This window comes from Maricaulis maris MCS10 (assembly GCF_000014745.1).
Taxonomy (GTDB): Bacteria; Pseudomonadota; Alphaproteobacteria; order Caulobacterales; family Maricaulaceae; genus Maricaulis; species Maricaulis maris_A.
Genome location: NC_008347.1, coordinates 2,976,613 through 3,000,053, shown reverse-complemented (window position 1 = coordinate 3,000,053; position 23,441 = coordinate 2,976,613). Strand labels below are relative to the sequence as shown.

Below are 23,441 nucleotides of genomic sequence, written 5' to 3'. Positions count from 1 at the left end.
TGACAACGTTGACAATAACGTCAGCGATCGGGGTGTAGTCGCCGCCTTCTGCTTCGGCAACCGCCTGTCAGATCGCCGGATACAATGGGGCGGCTTGGCAACCGGCAAGGCTTTTCAGCGTGATCCGATGCCTGGCGAAGTCTCGACGAGGGGGAAGAATGTTGAAACCTGTAACGGTGATGTGCATGGCCGTGGCTCTGGCGGCATGCGCACCGGCCGAGAGCCGTCTGCCCGACAATAATGCCTTCTCGCCACGCGTAACCGAGCTGCTCGCAAGCATGACACTTGACGAGAAGCTGGGGCAATTGCACCAGGCCGCCGGTGGGCGCAGTCGCAACCTCAACTCTCGACTAACCGATGATGAGTTGGACCGGGTTCGGCGCGGAGAGGTCGGCTCTTATCTGCACGTCGCGGGCGCAGAGCCCCTGGCTGCACTGCAACGGGTCGCCGTCGAGGAAAGCCGGCTTGGAATCCCGTTGCTATTTGCGATGGATGTCGTGCATGGCTATCGCACGATCTTTCCGGTTCCGATCGCCATGGCGTCCACATGGGACGAAGCGGACTGGGAGGCGGCAGCCCGCGTTTCCGCCGAGGAAGCAAGCGCTTCAGGCCTGCACTGGACATTCGCGCCGATGATCGACATCGCCCGCGATCCACGTTGGGGGCGCATTGTCGAAGGTGGTGGTGCTGATCCTTATCTGGGCGCGCGCATGGCGGAAGCCCAAATTGCGGGCTATCAGGGCGGTGACCTTTCCCAAGCCGACACGATCCTCGCGACCGCCAAGCATTTCGGTGCCTATGGCGTCCCGACCGGTGGCCGCGACTACGGGACCGCGGATCTGTCCGAGCGCAGCCTGTACGAAATCTACCTGCCACCGTTTTATGCCGCGAGCCGCGCCGGAAGCGGGTCGATGATGACGGCGTTCAACGACATTGCGGGCGTCCCATCAACCGCCAACGAAACCCTGATCGATGGCACGTTGCGAGGGCGCTGGGATTTCGATGGCCTGATCGTAAGCGATTGGAATGCAATCGCCGAGCTCATCAATCATGGTGTCGCCGAGACTCGCGCCGATGCGGGAGCCTTGGCGCTTCGGGCCGGGGTCGACATGGATATGACAAGTGCCGTGTTCGTGAATGATCTGAGGCAGGCGATAGAGGCCGAACCTGCGCTGCTGGCCGATCTCGACCTTGCCGTTGGTCGTGTTCTTACTGCCAAGGAGCGACTGGGCCTGTTCGACAATCCCATGGCCTATCACCAGACGGCCCGGGAGACGGCGGAATTGCTGTCCCCGGACCATCGGGCACTGGCTCGGGATGTGGCTGGGCGTTCAATGGTACTCCTAAAGAACGACGATAATGCGCTTCCCCTGACTGCGGGTGCGGGGCGGGTCGCGGTTATCGGTGCTTTGGCGACTGACGCCTGGACCCAGCTGGGCTCCTGGCGGGCTCAGGGTCGACCCGACGATGTCGTCACCTTGCTGGACGGGTTGCAGACCCGCGCGCCTGAGGGCGTTGAAATCCTCCACGCGGCGGGCGCCCATCCGGGCAATGATGATCTGACCGGGATCGCAGAGGCTGTCGCGCTCGCCGAGAGTGCTGACCGCGTCGTCCTGGTGGTAGGCGAAGACTATGACCTGTCTGGTGAAGCCCGCAGCCGCTCCGACCTCTTCATGCCTGCCAGTCAGCGGGCATTGGCCGACGCGATTTTCAATACCGGCAAGCCGGTAATCGTCGTCCTTGTGACGGGCAGGCCACTGGCCATTCCGAACCTGGCCGAACGCGCCGACGCCATCTTGAATACGTGGATGCTGGGCGTCGAGGCCGGTCCGGCCCTGGCCGATATTGTGTACGGGGATGTTTCGCCGTCAGGGCGTCTGCCGGTGAGCTTTCCGCGGGCGACCGGCGCGGTTCCCTACACATATTCAGAATTTCCCAGCGGACGGCCAGCTGACCCGGACCTCGGTCGGGATTCCAACCGTTATCACGACCAGCCCATCACGCCGCAATTCCCTTTTGGCCACGGTCTGAGCTATAGCGCGTTCAGCTATGGAGAGCTCTCCGCGACAAGTGACGAGTCCGGATATCATCTCAGCGTTGATGTCACGAATACCGGAGAGTATGAGGCCGACGAGGTCGTACAGCTTTACATGCGTGACCCGGTTTCCTTTGTGGCCCGTCCGCAACTGGAACTTCGCGGATACCGGCGTATTTCGCTCTCGCCTGGTGAGCGGCTAACTGTGCATTTCCATCTGACAGCGGCCCAAAGTGCCGTCTTTGAACGTCCGGGTGCCTGGCGCATCGAGGCCGGAGAGCTGCAGTTCCATGTCGGTGCCAGCTCGGCTGATCTTCGTGCAAGCGCCAGCGTGCATGTTGATGCGAGCGGGACAAGTGACGTGCCGGCATCGGCGATCGAGACCCGGACCGAGGTGGAGTGATGTGGAGCCGCCGCGACTTCCTTGTCACCTCAGGCGCCAGCCTCGGCCTGGCAGCCTGTGCCCGAACCAACCCCACACAGCCAGCTGCGGTGGAAATCCTGGATCCAGCTGCTGAAACGCTGATTGGCCAAGGCGCGCAGCTGGAGACCCTGGCCGAAGGGTTCACCTGGGCCGAGGGGCCGACCTGGGACCGGACGCGGGATTGTCTGTACTTCACCGATGTCCCGGAGAACCAGGCCTTCCGATGGTCTCCAGAGGCCGGCCTCGAGGTCTTCCTGGACCCGTCAGGCGCTGCCCCTGAAAACATTGCAGGTTTGCGCGAGCCCGGTGCCAATGGCCTGTGGTACGGCGCGGATGATCAGCTCTATGTCTGTAATCACGGAACGCGGTCAATCGAGCGTCTGAATCTCGACGACCTGTCGCGGGTGACCCTGATCGACCGGTTCGAAGCGCAGCGTTTCAACAGCCCGAATGACCTCGTTGTCGCACGCGATGGGCGGATCTATTTCACCGACCCGCCCTACGGGCTGGAGGGGCTGGACGCCTCACCGCTCAAGGAGTTGGCGTGGAATGGCGTCTATTGCCTTGAGCCGGATGGCCAATGTTATCGTCTGACCGACGCCATGAGTTTCCCGAACGGCGTCGCCCTGTCTCCGGACGAGACGTGGCTTTATGTTGCGCAGTCTGACCCCGATGCACCAATCCTGCGCCGCTTCGCGCTGCAAGATGGGCGCGTGTCAGGGAGTGGCGACGTCATCTTCGACGGAACGGCCTATCTGGCGGCTGGTGATCCGGGACTTCCCGACGGTATGGCTGTCACACTGAGCGGGCATGTGTTGATGACGGGGCCGGGCGGTGTCTTTCTCCTCGCACCTGATGGGCGGGCGCTGGCCCGCATCCGGACCGGTAGCGCAACGGCCAATTGTGCATTCGGCGGAGATGGTCATGACCTCTACATCACGGCCCAGGACCGCCTTTTGCGGATACGTCTAGCGGTGCGAGGCTTGCAATGGAGCTGATCGAGCTGGCGCAGAGCCTGCGCCCGCTGATCGCGACAGGCCTTGCCATTCCACTCTTGCTCCTTCTCGTCCTTCGCTGGCGGGTGCCGGCATTCGCTGCGCTGATAGCCGTCGCCCTCGCGGCGGCCCTGGCTGCGGGCATGCCGACCGAGGAGGCCTATTCCACCATAACCACCGGCATGGGCGGCACACTCGGATTCATTGCGGTTATCGTCGGTCTGGGAGCCCTGTTCGGCGCGCTTCTTGATGCGGGTGGCGGCCTTCCCAATCTGGCCGCAGCGGTCATAGGGCGCAGTGGTGTCCGGGGCAGTCAGACCGCCCTGGGTGTGGTCGGCCTGATCGTCGCAATTCCGGTGTTTTTCGATGTCGCACTGATCATTCTGGCACCAATGGCCGTCGCGTTGGCGCAACGCGCCGGTAAACCTGTCATGGCTTATGGTCTGCCGCTTCTGGCTGGCTTGGCGATCGCGCACGCATTCATCCCACCCACACCGGGTCCCGTGGCAGTGGCGGAGATCATCGGCGCCGATCTGGCATGGGTCATTCTGGCCGGATTGATAACCGGGATTCCGGCTTTGCTGTTGGCGGGTCCATTCCTCACCAATGCCCTTGAACGGGTGGGCCAGTTACCCGCCGGGATGGGCTTGGCGGGGAACGTTGAGGAAACCCGCGAGGCGGTCATGCCGGCGGGTCAGGTTCTGGCGCTGATCCTGTTACCGCTGATCCTGATTCTGCTGCGCGCGATCACAGGGTTGGGTGATGCCAACGGCTGGTGGGTTGATCTGATAAATCTGGTCGGTCACCCGTTTGGCGCGCTTCTGCTGGCCTGTGCGCTGACGGCATTCTTCGCCGTGCGGTCCGACACCAAGGCGCGTGAGCGGATCAATCTTGCCATTGCCCGGGCACTGGAACCTGCCGGCGCTGTCATCCTCGTCACCGGCGCGGGGGGCGCCTTCAAACAGGTCCTCGTCGATACCGGGGCGGGGGCGCAATTGGCGCATCTGGCCTTGGCCCTGGGGCTGACGCCCTTGTTGGCGGGCTATTGTCTGGCGTTGCTTGTAAGGGTTGCCCAAGGCAGCGCCACGGTCGCCATGATCACCGCCGCCGGCATGACCGCCCCCCTGATGGCGGGTCTCGAGATGTCGCCACTTGACCGGGCCTTTGTGGTGGTCGCAATTGCGGCAGGAGCCAGCGCCCTGTCCCACGTCAATGACAGCGGCTTCTGGCTGGTCAGCCGGATATTCCACCTCAGCGAAGCAGAAACCTTGCGCAGCTGGACTCTCTCGACCCTGGTGTTGAGCCTGACAGGGCTGGTGGTTAGTGCGGTGGCCGTCCTGGCCACCGGCTAACCGCCCCAAACTCTAGCACATTGCCGGGTGGGCTGCGGAGCTGACTATTCGTTGCCGCACGTGCGCGTGGCGTCGATGTCGGACCCCAGTGTGACATCACCAATCCCGATTTCGCCAGTCTCGTCGCGTGCCCGGATGAGGAAAGGCGTGTCGAGGCGGCTCATGTCGACCCCAGCATCGGCAAAACAGCTCAGGCTGATCCGGTATTCCGACCACGGACCCTGGCGGATATCCACTGGCACATAGTGAACGCAGTCCGGCCCGGTGTCGCAGGCCATCCCGATCTCGACCTGGGCGGGTTGGCTGTTGACGCCGCGAGCGCGGAAGGTCAGCTCCATGGAGCCGTTTGTTTCCCGAGAGAGATCAATGGCATCGGTGCCGCGAATACTGACGAGATTGCCGGCGCTGGACCAAATGATTCGCAGGCTGTCTTCCTGGGCGACCCGGTCCATGGCGCCAAGTGTGACGCGGTCAGACGATGCCATGCGGTCCTCGATGGCCTCCCAGTCTTGCCCATTTGCGATCTGCAGGGCCCAAGGGTCTGTTACCTGACCCCGGGCATAGTAACTGCCGCCTTCGGCAAGGTCGTCCGTGGACAGGCCCGACTCCTCGGACAGTGGCGTCCCCGGGTCAGCGTCCGCATAGCTCAGCCCGTAGCCATAGGTGAAGAGTGGGTCGTAATCCGCGTCACCGACATTGAGCGGCTCGCCGCTGGCGAGGCTCGGCCAGGAAAAGGAAAGTCGTCCGGTGAAGTCGTAGTCATCGTCGGTCCGGAAAATCAGATCGGCGACGCCGCCGCCTTCCGTGCCTGGCAGCCAGGCGGCGATGAAAGCATCGGAGTCATTGATTTCCGGATTGGTCCACAGGGGGCGACCTGACAGGAAGACGCTGACAACCGGGATGTCCCTGGCCTGATATTGCTCGAGCAGGCTGGTGTCATAATCCGGCGAGACAAAATCCAGATGGTCCCGGTCGCCCTGGAATTCGGCGTAGGGGTTTTCGCCATAGACGGCGATCACGACGTCGGCATCGATGTCGGATTGCCCGTCCGGGTCGTAGATGACCTGCCCGCCAGCGGTGTCGACAGCAGCCTGGATGCCCGCGAGAATGCTATCTCCGGCCGGAAATTCCTCATTCGGGAATTCGCCGCCCTGCCAGGACAGGGTCCATCCCCCGGCGGCCTTGCCGATATGATCGGCACCGGCACCAACGACGAGAATTGTCAGTGATGGATCGAGCGGCAGTGTCTGATCAACGTTTTTCAGGAGGACGAGCGACTCGCGAACCGCCTGCCGGGCGATGGCGCGATGTTCCGGCGCGGCCAGGACTGTGTCGCTGTTGGCCAGCGGGCGTTCACTGGGCGCGACCTGTTCAAACAGGCCGGCTTCGATCTTGACTCGCAGGATACGGCGAACAGCCTGGTCGAGGCGTTCCATGGAGATCTCGCCAGACCGAACCTGGGCCAGCGTATTGTGATAGAGCTCGCGCCAGCTGTCGGGCGCCATGAACATGTCGACGCCCGCATTGAAACTTTCGGGACAATCAGTCGACACACAGCCCGGGATCAGACCGTGGCCGTTCCAGTCGCCGACCACAAATCCAGTAAAGCCCATCCGGTCACGCAGAACGTCTTCCAGCAGGCTTTCATTGCCGTGCATGCGGGCGTCATTCCAGCTTGAGAATGAAGCCATGACAGTCAGCACACCAGCCGGAATCGCGGTGTAGTAACCGGCTGCGTGAATATCGCGCAGCTCGGCCTCACTGATCTGGGCGTCGCCTTGATCGCGACCATCCAGAGTACCGCCATCGGCCAGGAAATGCTTGGCACTGGAGATGACGCGGCCCTCGCCCATGAACTCATCTGTGCCCGGCCGTCCCTGCAAGCCCCAGACTATGCGCTCACCATAGGCGGCGACGATGGCCGGATCTTCCGAAAACCCCTCATAGGTGCGACCCCATCGGTCGTCCCGGGGCACGGCGAGCGTGGGCGCGAACGTCCAGTCATGGCCTGATACGGACAACTCGCGTGCGGTCACACGGTAGATGTCTTCGATCAGATCGGGATTATTCATCGCGCCGAGGCCGATATTGTGCGGAAAGACCACGGCGCCGCGCAAATTGGCGTGACCATGGACCGCATCAATTCCCCATATGATGGGAATCGCGATCTCGACGCCGTCAGGGTCGATCGAGGCGTTGAAGTATGCGTCGGCCGCATCGAGCCAGGTTTGGGCGTCGGCATAGGCGCGCGGTCCAGGTGCGGAGTTCCCACCGCTCAGCACCGACCCCAGTCGATAATTGCGAACATCCTCAGGTGTCACGGAGCCGCTATCGGCCTGGATCGTCTGGCCGACTTTCTGCTCGACGGTCATCATCGCCATGATGCTATCGATACGGGCTTCGACTTCGGGGTCGAGCGGCAAGGGGGCGATTTGGGGCCAAGCGTCCGGATCCGCCATAGCATCGGCGGGCGGAGTATAGACCGCGGGAGATGACGACGCAGCGGGGCGTTCGGTAGCGGCGGTATCGGTGCCGTCGCTACAACCTGCCAGCCCGATGCTGATCAAGGTCGCGATCATAGAAACGGATGCGAGCTTCTGCGTCTTCGTTGTCATTCTGGTCTCCCTCGACCGAAAGATGACCAATTATTGACTACGTTGTCAATTCTCGGCGCGCAAAACGTTTCAGTGATTAATCGCCAGTCTCATTCAGAGGCTTGCGCGGTGGTGCTCTCCAGTTGAGCCGCCAGCGCAAACAGGGGCGCATTCCAGTTGATGGCGACCTCGTTGAGAGCGAATGCATCGACATGATCGGCCCAGCAGCGTTGGGGCGCGCAGGTTCCGCGCATTTCCATCGCAACCGGATCTGCCATGTTCAGATGATTGGCGCCGCCCGACAGGGCCCCGGCCGGGGCTGGCGGGAATTCCGGATCGGCACCACGTGCCCAAAAGCGGTGATGCGGTGTCTGCATGCTGCGGACTCCGTGGCCGGACACATAACTCTGATCCAGGGCGTTGCGGCCCAATACATAGTCCAGGGCATGGACTGCGCCATTGCGGTATCGTTCGTCCCCGGTGAGGTCGTGGGCGCTGGCAAGGACCAGTCCCCGATTGAGGAGGTTGGCGTTCGACCCCCAGTTCATTTCACTCGCAGGCATCGGGAAGTGGTATCCTTCGCGATCCGCCTCTTCGAGATATCGATTGGCCTCCGCGACCAGGCGGTCAGCCGCGTCTGCCCGCTCAGGCGAGGGCTCGTCACTCAGTGCAAGGGACAGGTCCGCCAGCAGGCCTGTATTGGCCCAGAATATGGGCGAGGGCTGATAGGCGTCATTGGTCAGAGCCGCCGCAAGGTCATCTGCGTAGCCTGTGTCTCCGGTCGTCAGAAAGAGCTCTGCCGCGGCCCAGGCAAACTCATCCAGAAGATCGGTATCGCCATAGGCGCCACCGCCATCGAAATTGTTCCGGGCCAGAAGGTCCGGATTGCGTTGAGCGGCAGTATAGGCGCGACGCGCGGCCTCGAGCGTGCGCACGGCATAGTCAGGATCAAGTTCTTCCCACAGACGCGAAGCTTGGGCCGCGGCTGCGGCCAGGTTCAGGCTTGCAGCCGTAGATGGGGGTATGAGAAAGCGTTCTTCATCCGCGTCTTGTGGCAATAAGGGCAAAGGCAGCCAGGCCCGTTCATGGAGCTTGTGATGGACCAGGCCCGAGCCATCAATCTCCTGAAGGTCTGCCGTGTCGGCCCCGGGTAACCGCTGATCGACCCAAACGGTCTCGCCGTCGGGGATCTGCATCGTCAGCATCCAGTCCAGGTGCCAGCGCGCCTCCAGCAGGATTTCACTGATGGTCTCCTGCTCTTGGGGCAGTGCTACGCGTTCACCGGTCCAGCCCAATGTGGCCAGTTGACCGCGTGCCGCCAGGCGTTCGTAGGCATGTTGCAGGGTCCAGACTGAGATGCCTCCATTGACCACATACTGGCCGTAATCCCCAGCATCGGCCCAGCCACCGGTCGTTTCGAGCGTGTAGCTACAGCCCGGCCACTCGGTTCCCTCTTGGTCCGGGCCGAAAAAGCAGGTCGGATGGCTGTCAATGAACCCGGCCGCGCGCGCCCACATCGCCCCGCCGGTAAATTCCGGCTGCAATTCGGTCCCCAGCCGGTTGAGATAGAAATAGCGCAGCGCGTCTTCCGCCAATCGGCCATAGGGCTCGTCGGCGATCGTGAACGGTCGGCTCTCCTCGCCGCACACAGTGAGTTGGTAATCTTCCCCCTGGTCGGTCAAGGCATCAAAGCGGATCTGGTGAACAAAATCGCCCGAGCTGGCATCCAACCCGTGGACGATGGTCTCGCCGTTCAACCGGACGCTGCCGCTCGCGTCACGGATTTCCCAGCGGGCCGGTTCTGTCGCGGCATTGCGCAAGACCGCAAGTTTCACGGCACCCGACTCAAAGCCGGTCTGGTTGAACAGGATCGGTGTTTCACCAGCGGGAATGTCGCAACCTGCTGCGGCCAATGCCTGGGTCAGGCTGATAAGTGTGACGAGCATGGAAGTCTCCTAAGCCTGAAAAAGTTGGATATCGGCCGGCGCAGCGCACTGGTTGGCGATGAAGTCTGCATGCGAGGGCATTTGTCGGGCCGATGCTCGGACTGCGCCCAGAATCTGCTCCAGGCGCGCATCGACTTCTGCATCGCCAAGCCCGGTAACAAGCGGGTGATGCCCCTGCGGAACGACGCCCTGCCCATCCAGAACAGCCAGCCAGCTGGTCTCGTTGAAGAGCTCGTCCTTTTCGCGGCTGACGCGACCATTGGTCTGGTAGAGCGCAAGCTTGCGGGCCAGATGATCCGTTAGCGGGAGGTTTCGGCAATAGCGCCAGAACTCGCTGTCATCGCGCTCTGTCTGCCGATAGTGCAGAACCAGAAAGTCGCGCACATAGTCGTATTCCTGCAGGGTGAGTCGATTGTATTCGTCGATGTCCACCGGGTTGAAGGCGCGGTCGGGAAAGAGTGTCATCAAACGCGCAATGCCGCTCTGAATCAGATGGATGCTCGTCGACTCCAGTGGTTCCATGAAGCCGGCAGACAGTCCGATCGCGAGCACGTTCTTGTTCCAGAACTTCTTTCGATGTCCGGTCGTAAAACGCAGTTGCAGCGGGTCACGCAGCGCCGGGCCGTCGAGGTTGGACAGCAGGATGTTCGCCGCTTCGTCATCGCTGATATGGTCAGAGCAATAGACATGACCGTTACCGGTGCGGTGCTGGAGCGGAATACGCCACTGCCAACCAGCCTTCCGGGCCGTGGCGCGCGTGTAGGGCGAGGGCGGCCCCGTGTTTTCGGACGGAACCGCAAGGGCGCTGTTGCAGGGCAGCCAGGAGCTCCAGTCCTCATAACCAGTCTTGAGCGCCTGTTCGATCAGCAGGCCGCGAAAGCCCGAGCAGTCGATGAAGAAGTCGGCTTCTATCGTCTCGCCGTTCTCAAGCTGAACGCCCTGCACATGTCCTGTCTCTGGATCGAGACGCGTATTAGCAATGCGGCCTTCCGTTCTCGTGACGCCACGGCCTTCTGCGTAGCGCCGGAGATAGGCGGCATAGAGGCTGGCATCGAACTGGAATGCGTAGGCGATATGCCCGAGCGGAGAATTGCGGGCATCGGGTACCGGCCGCAGGAATTTGCCCTGGCGGGCGGCGATTATCTGCAGGCAAAATTCCGGCAGGTCCACTTCATAGCCGCGCTGCCGCGCGTGGAGCCAGAAGTGGTGGAACATAACCCCATCCATGTCGCTGCCGTAGGAGCCGAACGGGTGGATATAGCTATGCCCCTCACGCCGCCAATTGACGAATTCGATCCCCAGCTTGAACGTGCCCTGGGTCGCGCGAACAAACTCGTTCTCGTCGATCCCGAGCATCCGGTTGAAGAGCAGGATTTGTGGAATCGTGGCCTCGCCGACGCCGACCGTGCCGATCTGCTCGCTTTCCACAAGGCGTATGTCCAGCGCCTGATCACCGAATATCTTCGCCAGGGCCGCCGCCGTCATCCAGCCGGCCGTGCCGCCGCCGACAATCAGGACGGAGCGAATGGGATCAACGGGCATGGGCCTGGCCTCCTTGGCGGGCGGATTTTGCAAGATGGTCGATAAAGGCCTGATGTGGCGGCATTTTCGAAGCCGCCTGGGCATAGATCTCGCGCATGTTGGTGAGCGTGGCGACGAGATCCTGGTCCGGGATGGAGTCGGCCACCGGATCATAGCCGCGTGGCAATATTCCCTGGCCGATCATCACCGCGACCCAGGACGTGATGCTAAACAGGTCGCTCTTGTGGGCGAAGAAGCGCCCGTTTTCTGCGAAGAGTTCAACCGTTTCCGTGAGGCTGTCGGGCACGGCCATTGTCCGCACATAGTCCCAGAATGGCGTATCGTCGCGCGTGGTCGCGTTGTAGTGGAGGATCAGGAAATCCCTCACATAGTCATAGGCATTGCCGATAATCGAATTGTAGCGGGTGACCTCGCGTTGGTTGATCCCGCCCCGCGGGAACAGGGCCAGCAGCTTGCTGACGCCCTCCTGGATGAGATGGATGCTGGTCGATTCCAGAGGTTCAAGGAAGCCGGCGGACAAGCCGATCGCGACACAGTTCTTCTTCCACACCGAGCGGCGGCGTCCCGGGGTGAAACGCAGCCTGTTGGTCGGGCCGGTCGTCGGAGCGTCGAGATTGGCCAGGAGTGCACTCTCTGCCTCGTCATCGTTCAGGAAGGAGGACGAATAGACATACCCGTTACCGGTCCGGTGCTGCAGGGGAATACGCCATTGCCAGCCGGCCTCACGGGCCGTTGCGCGTGTGTACGGGGCGGCGGCCCCGATCTTTTCGCAGGGCACGGCAATTGCCCGGTCGCATGGCAGGTAGCGGCGCCAGTCATCATAGTCGACGCCCAGCGTTTCGCCGATCAACAAGGCTCGAAAGCCGGTGCAATCCACGAAGATGTCGCCCTCGATCCGGCTGCCATTCTCAAGCTCGAGCGCGGTCAGCGAGCCGGTCTCTGTTGATTGATCAACCGCCTTGATCCGGCCTTCCACACGCGTCACGCCACGCTGTTCCGCATAGTTGCGCAAGTAGCGGGCGTAGAGCCCGGCATCGAAATGGTAGGCGTGACGCATTTGGGCGACCGGCGATTGCGGATCGCTCACCGGCCGCATGAATTTCCCGGACATGGCCGCCTGGCAACACATGGAGTAGGCCGACAGCGGGTGATCACTCCCGCGCAACCGGTCGCGCAGCCAGTAATGATGGAAAGGGACGCCCTCCAGGTCGAAGCCGTATTCACCGAACGGGTGAAGATAGCGATTTCCGACCCGGTCCCAGTCGACAAATTCAATGCCCAGCTTGAACGTCCCCTTGGTGGCGGCAATGAAGTCCGCCTCGTCAATTCCGAGCATGCGGTTGAAGTCGATGATGCCCGGGATGGTCGCCTCGCCAACCCCAACCGTTCCGATCTGTTCGCTTTCCACCAGTTCGACTGTGACGCCGGAAGGCACAAGAAAGCGGGACAGGGCCGCCGCCGTCATCCAGCCAGCGGTACCGCCTCCGGCGATTACAACTTTCGAGATGGTGCCCGTCATGCGGATGGCTCCGTCTTGGCATCGGTGGCCGGCCCGACCGCTCGGTCGATCGCCCGTAGATAGCTCGGGAAACTGGGAAACTCGCGGACGGTCCGACCGACCGCATCGGTGAATTTTTGCAGCTCGGACTTGAGCTGCGGGTCGGTCAAACGCTCACTCAACCGGTCGTAATGGGCAGGGATCACACCGCGCCCAATAAAGGCCTCCACCCAGTCCTCCGGAGTGATCGTGCGGCTTTCCAGCGGCTCGATATAACCGCGTCGGCGGAACACAGCCTTCCGCGCCTGACAACGTTGGTCTTCCTGGTCGGCCGACAGCGCGCTCAGTGCTGTCCATTCATCGGCCTCCTGCGCCCAAAGGCGGTTGTATTCGAGGGCCTCCGCGGAATGGACACCGGACCGTGGCCAGAGTTCCAGCAAGGTTTCGAGCTCGAAGAGAAGCCGGTCCATGGACCGGTCTTCAAGGCCGGGCAGGTGGGCGGCCGCGAGCCCGACGACCAGGCCATCCTCGCCCCAGGGTGAGTTGCCACAATGACGTTTGGCCGGTCCCGCAGGCGTCGGCAGGTCCAACCAGCCGGAACGCAGCGGGATTTGCAGGCGCGATTCGCCGCCAGCCTCGACTCGCACGGCGTAGGGTTTGGGCGGGCCAGCGTGAACCGGGTCCAGCGTAGAATTCCGGTCCGGAGCCCCGGGCGCATGGATGACAAGATCAGCCTGTTCGCAATTGGCTGTCGGATCGAGGACGATAATGTTGGCCTGCAAATTGAGCCGCAGGTTTTCCGTCAACTCCCGAGTACTGACGTGCAAGCCGCTTTCATGCTGCATCGGCCCTATCGCGTTGCGTCTGTCGGGCGGGGCAAAGCGGTCTGACGCCATGGCGTGATAGCCGGGCGAAAAGGCGAAATAGGGATGGCGCAAACCGGCCTGGCGTGCGCGAAGCCAATGATGGTGAAAACTGGTCCCGGCCCAATCGACACCTTGCCCGCCATAGGGCAGGAGCGTGTCGACGCCGCTTGCAGAACGAAGGACCTGACCCAGGCTGGGCAGGGTCGCCGGCAGACGCAGAAGGCCCTGCAGGTTCAGACCGAACTGGTCCAGAGCGACCAGCGCCGATGGGCGCAAGATCGTATAGGCGCAGTCGTCATGGATCCTTGAGTCGAGCGGTTGGATATGGATTGAGACCGCCTCTCCCCCGAGTGCCTTGTACAGCACATGCGCGGTAAGCCAGGCTTCCAGACCGTTTCCCAGAATGCATATCGACCGGATTGGTTCAGCCATGACGCGTCTCCGCCTCGACGCCGGCCAGATTGGCCAGCCAGGTGTCATGGTCGGGCATACGGGACATCGCCTGATCGATCTGCGACTCGATTGTTGTCAGCGACTGACCGAGGGATTCTTCCGGGATCGTGTCCAATCGCCCATCCCAGCTCTGCGGGACGATTCGCTGACCGAGATAGACGGCGAGCCAGCTGGGCTCCAAAAATAGCCCTTGCTGATATCGACCGACACGCCCGGTTTGCCGAAACAGGGCCATTTTTTCCGTCAGCGAATCCGGTACCGGCATGGTGCGGACGTAGTTCCAGAACTCGGAATCAGTCCGTTCGGTCGCATGATAGTGGAGGATGAGGAAGTCGCGCACGCGCTCGAATTCCCGCGTCATGTGCGCGTTGTAGCTTTCTCGCTCAAGCGTGTAATCGTTATCTACCGGAAACAGTTCAATGAATTGCGTGATTGCGATCTGCGTTAGATGGATGCTCGTCGATTCAAGCGGTTCAAGGAAACCGCCAGCCAGCCCGATGCTGACGCAATTATGAGCCCAGAATTGTTTACGCCTGCCGGTTGTGAAACGCAGCGGTCGAGGATCAGCCAGGGGCGCGCCTTCCAGATTGTCGAGCAGCGTCTGACGGGCCGTCTCATCATCGATGAAATCGCTGGCATAGACATGCCCGTTCCCGGTGCGGTGCTGCAGCGGAATCCGCCATAGCCAGCCCGCCTGATGTGCGGTTGCACGCGTGTAGGGCGGGGTTGGTCCGGATTTTTCGCTAGGCAGGGCGATAGCCCGGTTGCACGGCAGCCAATGTGACCAGTCCTCATAACCCACATTCAACGCCTGCTCGATCAGAACGCCTCGGAATCCGGTGCAGTCAAAGAAGAAATCGCCTTCGATCTCTTGCCCGTCCTTCAGGTCGAGCCGCTCGATATCGCCGGTTTCAGGATCGCAATGAACCGTGTCGACAATGCCCTCAATTCGGGTCGCGCCGCGGGCTTCGGCATGCTGGCGCAGGAAGGGCGCATAACGGGTGGCGTCGAACTGGTAGGCATAGCCGAAGCGGGATGCAAAATCGGCCGGGTCTTCTGCGGGTCTGTCGAACCGGTTTGCCGCGCACATGCGGACGGGAAGCGAGTAGGCACCGATATCCCGGGCCTTGCCGGCGGCCCGCATCCGGGTCCAGGCTTGATGAAAGGGCAGGCCGGCAATCTCGGTCCCGAAATCGCCGAATGGGTGCACATAGCTGTCGCCCTTTCGGGCCCAGTTCACGAACTCGATGCCGAGCTTCAGCGTGGCGGACGTCGCCTTGATGAAATCGGCCTCGTTGATGCCAAGGGTTTCATTGAAATGGCGCAGATGGGGAAGCGTCGCCTCGCCCACACCGATGATGCCGATTGCTTCGGATTCGACCAGGGTGACCTGGACGCGCTGGCTGGGCAAAACCGACACCAGCGCGGCCGCAGCCATCCATCCTGCGGTGCCTCCGCCGACAACGACGATCCGCCTTGGGGCATCTTGACCCAATCTTCCCTCCCCGGAGTGCAGTTGATGCGCGGCATCTTTGCATTCTCCCTACAACTCCGCACCTCGACCATCATTGGTTCTTGTTGACAGAACAGGTTGTTTGATTGAAAGTGCCAAAAATTGACAACGCTGTCAACGGCGGAGACTTCAGCCAAACGAGGGGAGAAGATTATGTTTTACAAAGGGATGAGGGAGCGTCCGATGCGGGGGCTCCGAACTGGATTGTGGCGGGGGGCGAGCCTCGCAGCCATATCCATTGCGATGGTTTCGACGAGCGTTTACGCGCAGGATGTCGAGGACGAAGACGATAGCAATACCGAGGTGATCACGGTGCGGGGTATCCGCTCCAGCCTGCAAAGCGCCCAGGAGATCCGCCGCAATTCCGACGTTCTTGTGGACGCGATCACGGCCGAGGATATCGGCGCTTTGCCGGACCGTTCGGTCGCGGAAGCGTTGCAGCGCGTTCCGGGTGTGAACATCACGCGGTTTGAAGGTGAAAACGACCCAGACCATTTCTCGGTCGAAGGGTCCGGCGCGATCATTCGTGGCCTCAACTTCGCCCGCAGTGAGCTGAACGGTCGGGACGTGTTCTCTGCCGATAATGGTCAGCAAATCGGCTTCAACGATGTTTCGCCGGAAATGCTTGGATCGGTTGAAGTATTCAAGAACCAGTCGGCCGACATGATCGAAGGCGGGCTCGCCGGTACGGTGAACCTCAATACACGCCTCCCGTTCGACCAGGGTGGTCGCATGATGGCGTTCACCCTCGAGGCGAACTACTCGGATTTCGCCGAGGAAGTCACGCCCACGATGTCGGGCATCTACAGCAATCGCTGGGAGCTGGGGAATGGGTCTGAATTCGGCCTCATCTTTGGCGCCTCCTATTCCGAGCTGCAAAGCCGCGCTGATGGTACGCTCGTCGCTGAATGGCTCGATCGGGACCCTAGTGACGGCCAAAGCCTCTACGTGCCGTCTGGCGCTGGGATCCGGACGCAGTTGTTTGACCGGACACGAGACTCGATTTCCGCTGCCGCTCAGTGGCGCAGTGCAGACGGTGAATTGGAGGCGACGGCGCAATTCTTCCGGGCTTCCTATGAAAATGCCTGGTCGGAACGCGCGGTTGAGCCGTCCATCGACAGTGGGCCCGCAATCACGCCGGCTCCGGGTACAAGCTTCACCTATGACGACAATGGTCTGTTCGAGAGCGGCGTGATCTCGGAGAATGTCGGTTGGCGTTCGAATGATCCGACTCATCCGCTGAACGGCGTTCGCCAGCTCGCCCTTGCACGGGGCAAGACGGATGAAAGTCTGACCACCGACATCGGATTCAATCTCCGCTGGTCGCCGACTGACCGCTTCCGCGCCAGTTTTGACCTGCAGTTCGTTGAGTCCGAAGTGAACATCGCGGATGTTACGGTCCACGGCGCGTTTTTCTCGGACATTGATCTGGATGTGACCGGTGATGTGCCCAGCGTGATCTACCGCCGTCCTGCTGACGGCTCGGATCCGTATTTCTCTGACGCCAGCAACTACTACCTTCGCTCGGCTATGGACCATCTCTCGGACAATGAAGGCGAATCGGTCGCCTTCCGTGCTGACGCCGAATATGATTTCGAAGGCGACAGCTGGCTGAGGTCCGTGCGCTTTGGTGGCCGTGTTTCCAACCGGGAGCAGGTTGTACGCAGCTCGGTCTATAACTGGGGCAATATTTCGGCGACATGGAACTCGCCGTTCGCTCTGGACAATCCGGCCATCCCGCCGGGAACATTCGAGCTCTATAACTTCGATAATTACATGCGTGGCATGACAACCGGCCTTGAGGGCGGCATCCCGATGTATACTGGCGCTCTGGGCGAGGATTACGACCAGGCTGTCGCTGCCATCATGGCGATGCGTAACGCGGCTGGAAACGGTGGCTGGGTGCCGCTGGCCCAGCGTGGTGGTGTCGTGGCAGGGACGCCATTCCTGCCGTCCGAGATTACCGATGTGACGCAGGATACGACGGCATTCTATGGCCGTCTGGACTTCGACAATGAACATCGGTCCGACGGCATTCGCATTTCAGGCAATGTCGGCCTTCGTTATGTCGAAACCCAGACCAGTGCCGTTGGTGCGCTCTCATTCCCGGACCGTGCCCTGGTGTTCAACGGTATGACGCCGGCGGCCTATTGTGCCGGTATCGTCGGTACTACGCCCGGTATCTGCCTCGAGGGTGCGGCAACGCAGACGGCCTTCTATGACTGGGCGGATGGCAGCAACCAGTCCAACACCGACAGCCACACCTATGAGAATTGGCTTCCCAGCGCCAATGTGGTGTTCGGTATCACGGACGAATTCCAGATCCGCCTGGGTCTCTCCCAGGCCATCTTCCGTCCTGATTTCGGCCTGATGAAAAGCAATCTGGTCATTCAGCAAGGCGGCGATGACCCGGTGACCGGCGCGTGGCTGGGGCCGGACGCCTCAACCGGCAACGTTCAACTTGACCCGATCACGGCCGACCAGTTTGACCTCGCATTCGAATGGTATTTCGATGATGTTGGCTCGCTGACCTTCTCCTTGTTCCAGAAAAACCTGAGCGACTACATCGTTCCGGCCATCCTGCAACGGGATGTCACAAACAATGGCGAGACATTTGCCGTTGATGTCGACGGTGTCGGCAATGCGTCGGACAGTGGCGAGATCAAGGGCTTCGAAATTGCCTATCAGCAAACCTTCGATGACCTGCCCGGCATATGGTCAGGATTGGGCGTCCAGGCGAACTACACCTATATCGACGCTCAGGGTGTGCCGAACATCGGTCCCAAGAATGACGAGCCGAACGGGCGTGGCTCCGCGCCTAACTTCGACGTGTCACAGTTGCGCCTGCCGCTCATGTCCGAGCACACGGTCAACCTGGTCGGCTTCTACGAAACCGACAGCTGGAGCGCCCGTCTCGCCTATAATTGGCGTTCGGAATACACGCTGACTGTTCGTGACGTGATCTATCCGTTCACCCCTGTCGTTCATGAGAGTACGGGTCAGCTTGATGGCTCAATCTTCTACGACATCACGGACAGTCTGACTGTCGGTGTCCAGGCGGTGAACCTGCTGGATGAGGTTTCTGAAACCAGCGCGGTCATCAATTCGAACCTGGTGCAGGCACCGCGGGCCTATTTCCGCAATGACCGGCGCTTCGCATTCGTCTTGCGCGGCCGCTTCTAACTCGCTCCCTCCGCGAGTCGGTATGCAGGGGCGGCAGGTCAAATTGGACCTGCCGCCCCTTTGCATTCTGGCGGACAGGCTTTCCTCGGACAGGGAATCCGTGAAACGCTGGAGCCATCGAACATAGAGAGCGCGTATTGAAGACCTATCTTGGCTACGGCACTGGCGATTTCGGCCTCAACATCTACTGGAATGCGCTCTCGCTTATTCTGGTGTTCTGGTATGCCGAAGTAGTCGGGCTATCGCCTGACGCCGCCGGATTGATCTACTTCATCGGCATGGCCTGGGATGCCGTCTCCGATGTCGTGATAGCCAATCTGACCCAGCGAACCCGGACCCGATACGGGACCTACAGGCCCTACCTCGCGATCGGAGGCGTCATCCTGGGCGCGGCGTTCGTCCTGCTTTTCTGGGTGCCGCCGCTGGAGGGCTGGATACTGATGGTGGCGCTGGCAATGGCGCATATCCTGTTTCGGCTGGCCTACACCATTGTGGCGGTTCCCTACTCTGCGTTGGCTTCTCGACTGAGTTTCGACAGCCGCGAACGTACCGTCCTGTCCGGGACGCGCATGGCCTTCGCCTTCCTGGGTTTGCTCGCTGTGTCCGGCCTTTGGTTCCCGATCGTTCGCTTTTTCGGCGACGGCACGGATGAATCGCCAACCGGATTTCTGGTTGCGGCCCTGCTGGGCGGCATCATCGCAACGATCGCCCTCCAGGCTTGTTTCCTCTTCACCCGGGAACGCACGCTGGAGACACTCCATGAGCGGCCAGCAGATCTGAGTTTTCGGGGCTTCTGGCGGGCAGTGCGAGCCAATCGAGCCCTTCAGGTCTTGTTGCTGGCCATTTTCCTGCAATCCGGCGCTGGAGCCTCCTTCCTGATTCCGTTGGCCTTTTATATCGAAGCCCATGCGGCGGATTTTGCGCGCAAGGAAGCGGTCATGACCGCCTACGCTGTGGCTACGCTGGCTTCAATTCCCGTCTGGACAGCAGTGATCCGTCGGTTCGGCAAGCGCCTCGGCTGGATATCGGCGTGTTGGGTGGTGATTTCGGCTGGTCTTCTCCTGGCCTTGCTGGGGCCTGTGCTGATCGGAGGTCTGCCGCTACAAATCCTGCTCTATGGTGTCGGGTTCAGCGGGTTTGGCGTATTGGTTTGGGCCCTGGTGCCCGACACGGTGGAGTTCGGCCAGTGGAAGAGCGGGACGCGCAATGAGGGGGCGGTATTCGGCTCGGTGCTCCTGTCCCAGAAAACTGCTGGCGGTCTGGCCGGGCTCCTGGTTGGCACGGTGCTGACAGCGGTCGGCTATGATCCGGATCTGGCGCGGCAATCTCTTGAAACCGCTGACAGGCTTGAGCTTTACATGTTCGCGGGGCCGTCGATACTGCTCTTCCTTTCCTCTCTGGTTATCTTGCGTTTGCCGCTGAACCGGCACATTCACGCAAAGATCGTCGAAGAGATCCAGTCGCACTGACCAGCTTGGGGGCTATGCATGGCACGAATGGTTGATGTCGCCGAGAAGGCTGGCGTGTCCGTCAAGACCGTGTCGCGCGTGCTTAACAATGAGCCACATGTGAAGGACGCACTGCGCAAACGGGTGCAAGCTGCGGCTGCGGAAGTCGGCTATGTGCCCAGCACCTCGGCGCGTCAATTGCGCGGGGGGCGCTCCTACTCGGTACACATGGTCTCGCACTCGGACCGGTCCAGTTATGTGAATGCGATCCAGTTCGGTGCGGTGCGGGCCTGTCAGGCGCGTGGCTATCAATTGATGATTTCGCTTTTCGAACGCATGGACGACATGGACTGGAGTCAGTTGCACGCGCGTTTTGCCCGTCTGATGGAAGTCAGCAAGCCGGACGCCCTGTTGCTGGTTCCACCGCTGTCCAACAATCTGCGTCTGGCGGAAGTCCTATCTGAATTTGATGTGCGGGTGGCGCGTGTCGGCCCGCATGACCTCCCGGGTTCCTCGCTCACTGTCATGATCGACGAGCAGGCGGCTGCCCGCGATCTGACACGGTATCTGATCGATCGCGGCCATACTCGGATTGCCTTCCAGCGCGGCAAGGAAAACCAGAACGCCACACAGGAACGTTTTCGCGGCTATCGGGACGCTCTGGACGAGGCCGGCATTGTCTTCGACCCGGCATTGGTGCTTCCCGGCAATTTCGAGTTCTCCTCCGGTCTGACGGCTGGTGACGACCTGTTGGACAGGGACGACCCGCCGACAGCGGTTTTCGCGGCGAATGATGACATGGCGGCGGGGATTGTCATGGCAGCACATCGCCGGGGTGTCCCGGTTCCCGAGCGCTTGTCGGTTGTCGGATTCGATGACTCAGAGATTGCCGACCGAACCTGGCCTGCGCTGACGACTGTCCGTCAGCCCCTGGTTGAATACGGAACCATGGCAGTTGAGCGCCTGATCGATTCCCTGTCCGCCACGACTGACCCGGAAGGTGCTGCAGTTCTCCTCGACTATGAACTCATCGAACGAGATTCTGTGACGACGCCGGCAACGGGCCCGGCCAAAGATTTGTGATACTGCGCGCGGCCGTTGCAGTGTTTGCGATCGCTTGTGCCTGGATGCTGTTCGGTGCCAGGCCGGCAAGTGGTTCAGCCGACTGAGGCCCGCCACAAGAGCCGGACTGCAACTGCGCATACGAGGAGAGCGGTGGCCCTTGCCAGCCAGGTGTCGGACATTTTCCGGCGTCCGAGCCAGACGCCGACCTGGCCACCGACAAGGACGGCAGGCAGCAAGGGCCAGTAGCCAGCCAGATCCGCCAACTCGCCGCTCCCGGCAATCCGCTGCGCCTGACCGGCCAGGCCTGCGATGGAGTTGGCGAGGATGAAGGTCGCTGCAGACGCCGCGATCGCCTTTGCGCCGTCCCAGCGGAGCAGGTGAAGCAGGGGCGCGAGAAATATCCCGCCACCGATGCCGACCAATCCGGCCAATAATCCGATGCCGAGGCCCATCAACGGGGTCAGGGCGGGCCAGATTCTGGGCGCTTTAGCCGGCGGAGCGGGATTGCGGAAGGCGAGTGCGACCGACGAAGCCAGCAGTGCAGTAGCGAGCAGTCCGATGAAAGCGCGCTCCGGGATTTCGATGATCCCGCCGATCCAGGCCGCTGGCACAGAACAGGCGATGAGGGGCCACAATCGCTTCCAGGGTATCAGTCCGGCCCGTGCGTACTGCGCAACCGAGCCCGTCACGACGGTGATGTTGCAGGCGAGGGAGATTGCCGGCAGCAGGCGGTAGTCCGTGTCAGCCAGAACGAGCAGGGCCGTGTAGGTGGATCCGCCACCGAACCCGACCATGGCGTAGATGAAGGCGGTCAGCAGGAATCCGCCGGCGAGGCCGGCCAGCGCGGTCATGGATGATCGAGCAGGACGATCTCGGTCGATGCGCCCTTCGGGGCCGCCTTCGCGTCCGCTGGTCGCCGTATCAGGCAATTCGCCGCAACCAGCGCGGAGGCTGCCGAGGAATCCTGATTGGTGAGCGGTGAGGTCAGCCCTGTCGCCGGATCAAAGCGCGCCCGCACGAAGGTTTCCCGGGGCCCGTTCGCGGGCAATGCGCTGCCGAGTTCGGCCGTAACGAACACAGTCTCGTGCCGTGTTCCGCTCAGCCGGGCCAGGGCCGGCTTCAAACACAGCAATGCCATAACCATGGCGGAGACCGGATTGCCCGGCAGGCCGAGCACCCAATGACCGCCGAGTGAGCCAAACCAGGTCGGCTTGCCGGGCTTGGTTGCGATCTTTTCGAAATATGTCTGACCACCCATCTCCTTGAAGACGGTGCGCAGGTGGTCATGGTCTCCGACCGAGGCGCCGCCGATCGTCACCAGGATATCGGCCTCGCTCGCGTCAGCGATCTTGTTCCGGACATCCTCCGGTGTGTCGCGCGCTATGCCGATATAGCGCGGAACGCCGCCCCAGTTTTGCACCATGGCCGCCACGGCCGGGGCCAGGGAATTGATGATCTGGTCCGGTCGGGTCGCTTCGCCCGGTTCAACCAACTCGTCGCCGGTGGACAGGATTGCGACCAGCGGTCGCCGGACCAGGCAAAGTTCGGTCAGCCCGGCACTTGCAAGGAGCGAAAGCGCGGCCGGCGTCAGCGGATCGCCCTGCGTTAGCAAAGTGTCGCCCGCACGAAAGTCTGTCCCGGCCGGCCGAATATTATTGCCCGGACTGGAGCGGTCCCGGAGCTGGATGCGATCATCCTGCAAGGACACGTTTTCCTGGATGACAACCTGATCGGCACCAGACGGGATCGGTGCGCCGGTAGATATCCTCATCGCTTCGCCCGCGCCCAGTGGCCGGGAGCTGGCGTGCCCGGCGGCGGACTCGCCGACTGTCGTCAGGCAGGTGTCCCCGCCACCCAGATCGCTGGCACGGACCGCATACCCATCCATGGCCGAGGCGGCAAAGGGCGGTTGGGTGCGCAAGGCAGTGACTGGTTCTGCGAGGATGCGCCCGGCGGCGGCAGATAATGGCACCCGCTCGGCGCCAAGTGTCTGGATGTGGTCGTTGAGCGTGCGCAGTGCCGTATCGAGGGAAATCATTCTGACGGCTCCTCGCGGTGATAGTCACCGGACTTGCCGCCCTGTTTCTCAAGCAGTCGAACGGCGTCGATGACCATCGACTTGTCGAGGGCCTTGGCCATGTCATAGAGCGTCAGCGCTGCAACGGACGCGGCCGTCAATGCTTCCATCTCGACGCCGGTCTTGCCGTCACAGGTGACTTCTGCACGGATTTCGAATGCCCGGTCGGAGTCGGTCGCTTCGATGCTGACCTTGACCGATGTCAGCGGCAGCGGGTGGCATAGCGGAATGAGATCGGACGTACGCTTGGCGGCCATGATGCCAGCCAGCTCGGCGGCGTAGAGGGCATTGCCCTTCGGGCCCTGCCCATTGCGGACAGCCTCGAAGGCGGTTTGCGTCATTGACAGGCGTGCGCCGGCAATTGCGCGGCGCTGACTGGCAGCCTTGTCACCGACGGCGACCATGCGGACACGGCCGACTTCATCCTGATGGGTCAGGCGGTCTGTCATC

At 61.7% G+C, this 23,441-nt stretch carries 15 protein-coding genes; 6 read left to right on the top strand and 9 right to left on the bottom strand.

From position 1 onward, the window contains the following. Positions 1-158 precede the first annotated feature (158 nt). The 3 genes from MMAR10_RS14070 to MMAR10_RS14060 are packed head-to-tail and all read left to right on the top strand — an operon-like array spanning position 159 to position 4,806. Positions 159-2,438 carry a glycoside hydrolase family 3 N-terminal domain-containing protein gene (locus tag MMAR10_RS14070; RefSeq protein ID WP_011644659.1) on the top strand — a complete coding sequence of 760 codons (2,280 nt, stop codon included), beginning with the start codon at positions 159-161 and terminating at the stop codon, positions 2,436-2,438. Next, the gene (locus MMAR10_RS14065; RefSeq protein WP_011644658.1) at positions 2,438-3,457 is read left to right on the top strand and encodes an SMP-30/gluconolactonase/LRE family protein; all 1,020 of its coding nucleotides are present in this window, start codon (positions 2,438-2,440) and stop codon (positions 3,455-3,457) included. The genes MMAR10_RS14070 and MMAR10_RS14065 overlap by 1 nt, the downstream gene beginning before the upstream one ends. Then, entirely contained in the window at positions 3,448-4,806 is a 1,359-nt protein-coding gene (locus MMAR10_RS14060; RefSeq protein ID WP_011644657.1) for a GntP family permease, read from the top strand. The genes MMAR10_RS14065 and MMAR10_RS14060 overlap by 10 nt, the downstream gene beginning before the upstream one ends. Before the next feature lie 44 nt (positions 4,807-4,850). Here MMAR10_RS14060 and MMAR10_RS14055 read toward each other — a convergent pair whose 3' ends face one another. The 6 genes from MMAR10_RS14055 to MMAR10_RS14030 all read right to left on the bottom strand — a co-directional run bounded on the left by MMAR10_RS14055 (position 4,851) and on the right by MMAR10_RS14030 (position 15,200). Continuing rightward, a complete protein-coding gene (locus MMAR10_RS14055; RefSeq protein WP_011644656.1) occupies positions 4,851-7,421 on the bottom strand; it encodes a glycoside hydrolase family 3 protein in 2,571 nt (856 codons plus the stop codon). 89 nt (positions 7,422-7,510) lie between these two features. Continuing rightward, positions 7,511-9,346, bottom strand: a complete 1,836-nt coding sequence (locus MMAR10_RS14050) for a glycoside hydrolase family 9 protein (RefSeq protein ID WP_011644655.1) — start codon at positions 9,344-9,346, stop codon at positions 7,511-7,513. A gap of 9 nt (positions 9,347-9,355) precedes the next feature. After that, positions 9,356-10,888 (bottom strand): tryptophan halogenase family protein, encoded by a 1,533-nt coding sequence (locus MMAR10_RS14045; protein WP_011644654.1) that lies wholly within the window; start codon positions 10,886-10,888, stop codon positions 9,356-9,358. After that, entirely contained in the window at positions 10,878-12,407 is a 1,530-nt protein-coding gene (locus MMAR10_RS14040) for a tryptophan halogenase family protein (protein WP_011644653.1), read from the bottom strand. The genes MMAR10_RS14045 and MMAR10_RS14040 overlap by 11 nt, the downstream gene beginning before the upstream one ends. After that, positions 12,404-13,684 (bottom strand): tryptophan halogenase, encoded by a 1,281-nt coding sequence (locus MMAR10_RS14035; protein ID WP_011644652.1) that lies wholly within the window; start codon positions 13,682-13,684, stop codon positions 12,404-12,406. The genes MMAR10_RS14040 and MMAR10_RS14035 overlap by 4 nt, the downstream gene beginning before the upstream one ends. Then, entirely contained in the window at positions 13,677-15,200 is a 1,524-nt protein-coding gene (locus tag MMAR10_RS14030; protein ID WP_011644651.1) for a tryptophan halogenase family protein, read from the bottom strand. Before MMAR10_RS14030 ends, MMAR10_RS14035 begins: the two co-directional genes overlap by 8 nt. A gap of 201 nt (positions 15,201-15,401) precedes the next feature. Here MMAR10_RS14030 and MMAR10_RS14025 point away from each other — a divergent pair, with 201 nt between their 5' ends. The 3 genes from MMAR10_RS14025 (at position 15,402) to MMAR10_RS14015 (ending at position 20,932) form a co-directional block, all read left to right on the top strand. Beyond that, positions 15,402-18,401, top strand: coding sequence for a TonB-dependent receptor (locus MMAR10_RS14025; protein ID WP_190273932.1), 3,000 nt, complete (start codon positions 15,402-15,404; stop codon positions 18,399-18,401). Positions 18,402-18,538: 137 nt separating this feature from the next. Beyond that, complete coding sequence (locus MMAR10_RS14020; RefSeq protein ID WP_011644649.1) at positions 18,539-19,870, top strand: MFS transporter; 1,332 nt, start codon at positions 18,539-18,541, stop codon at positions 19,868-19,870. An 18-nt stretch (positions 19,871-19,888) separates the two neighbouring features. After that, on the top strand, positions 19,889-20,932 hold the full coding sequence (locus tag MMAR10_RS14015; RefSeq protein WP_011644648.1) for a LacI family DNA-binding transcriptional regulator: 1,044 nt from the start codon (positions 19,889-19,891) through the stop codon (positions 20,930-20,932). A 74-nt stretch (positions 20,933-21,006) separates the two neighbouring features. Here the strand turns inward: MMAR10_RS14015 and MMAR10_RS14010 are convergent, their stop codons facing one another. The 3 genes from MMAR10_RS14010 to moaC are packed head-to-tail and all read right to left on the bottom strand — an operon-like array spanning position 21,007 to position 23,440. Then, positions 21,007-21,765 (bottom strand): sulfite exporter TauE/SafE family protein, encoded by a 759-nt coding sequence (locus tag MMAR10_RS14010; protein WP_011644647.1) that lies wholly within the window; start codon positions 21,763-21,765, stop codon positions 21,007-21,009. Continuing rightward, positions 21,762-22,952 carry a gephyrin-like molybdotransferase Glp gene (gene glp / locus MMAR10_RS14005; RefSeq protein WP_011644646.1) on the bottom strand — a complete coding sequence of 397 codons (1,191 nt, stop codon included), beginning with the start codon at positions 22,950-22,952 and terminating at the stop codon, positions 21,762-21,764. The genes MMAR10_RS14010 and glp overlap by 4 nt, the downstream gene beginning before the upstream one ends. Further along, a complete protein-coding gene (gene moaC / locus MMAR10_RS14000; RefSeq protein WP_011644645.1) occupies positions 22,949-23,440 on the bottom strand; it encodes a cyclic pyranopterin monophosphate synthase MoaC in 492 nt (163 codons plus the stop codon). Before moaC ends, glp begins: the two co-directional genes overlap by 4 nt. Position 23,441: the final 1 nt, after the last annotated feature.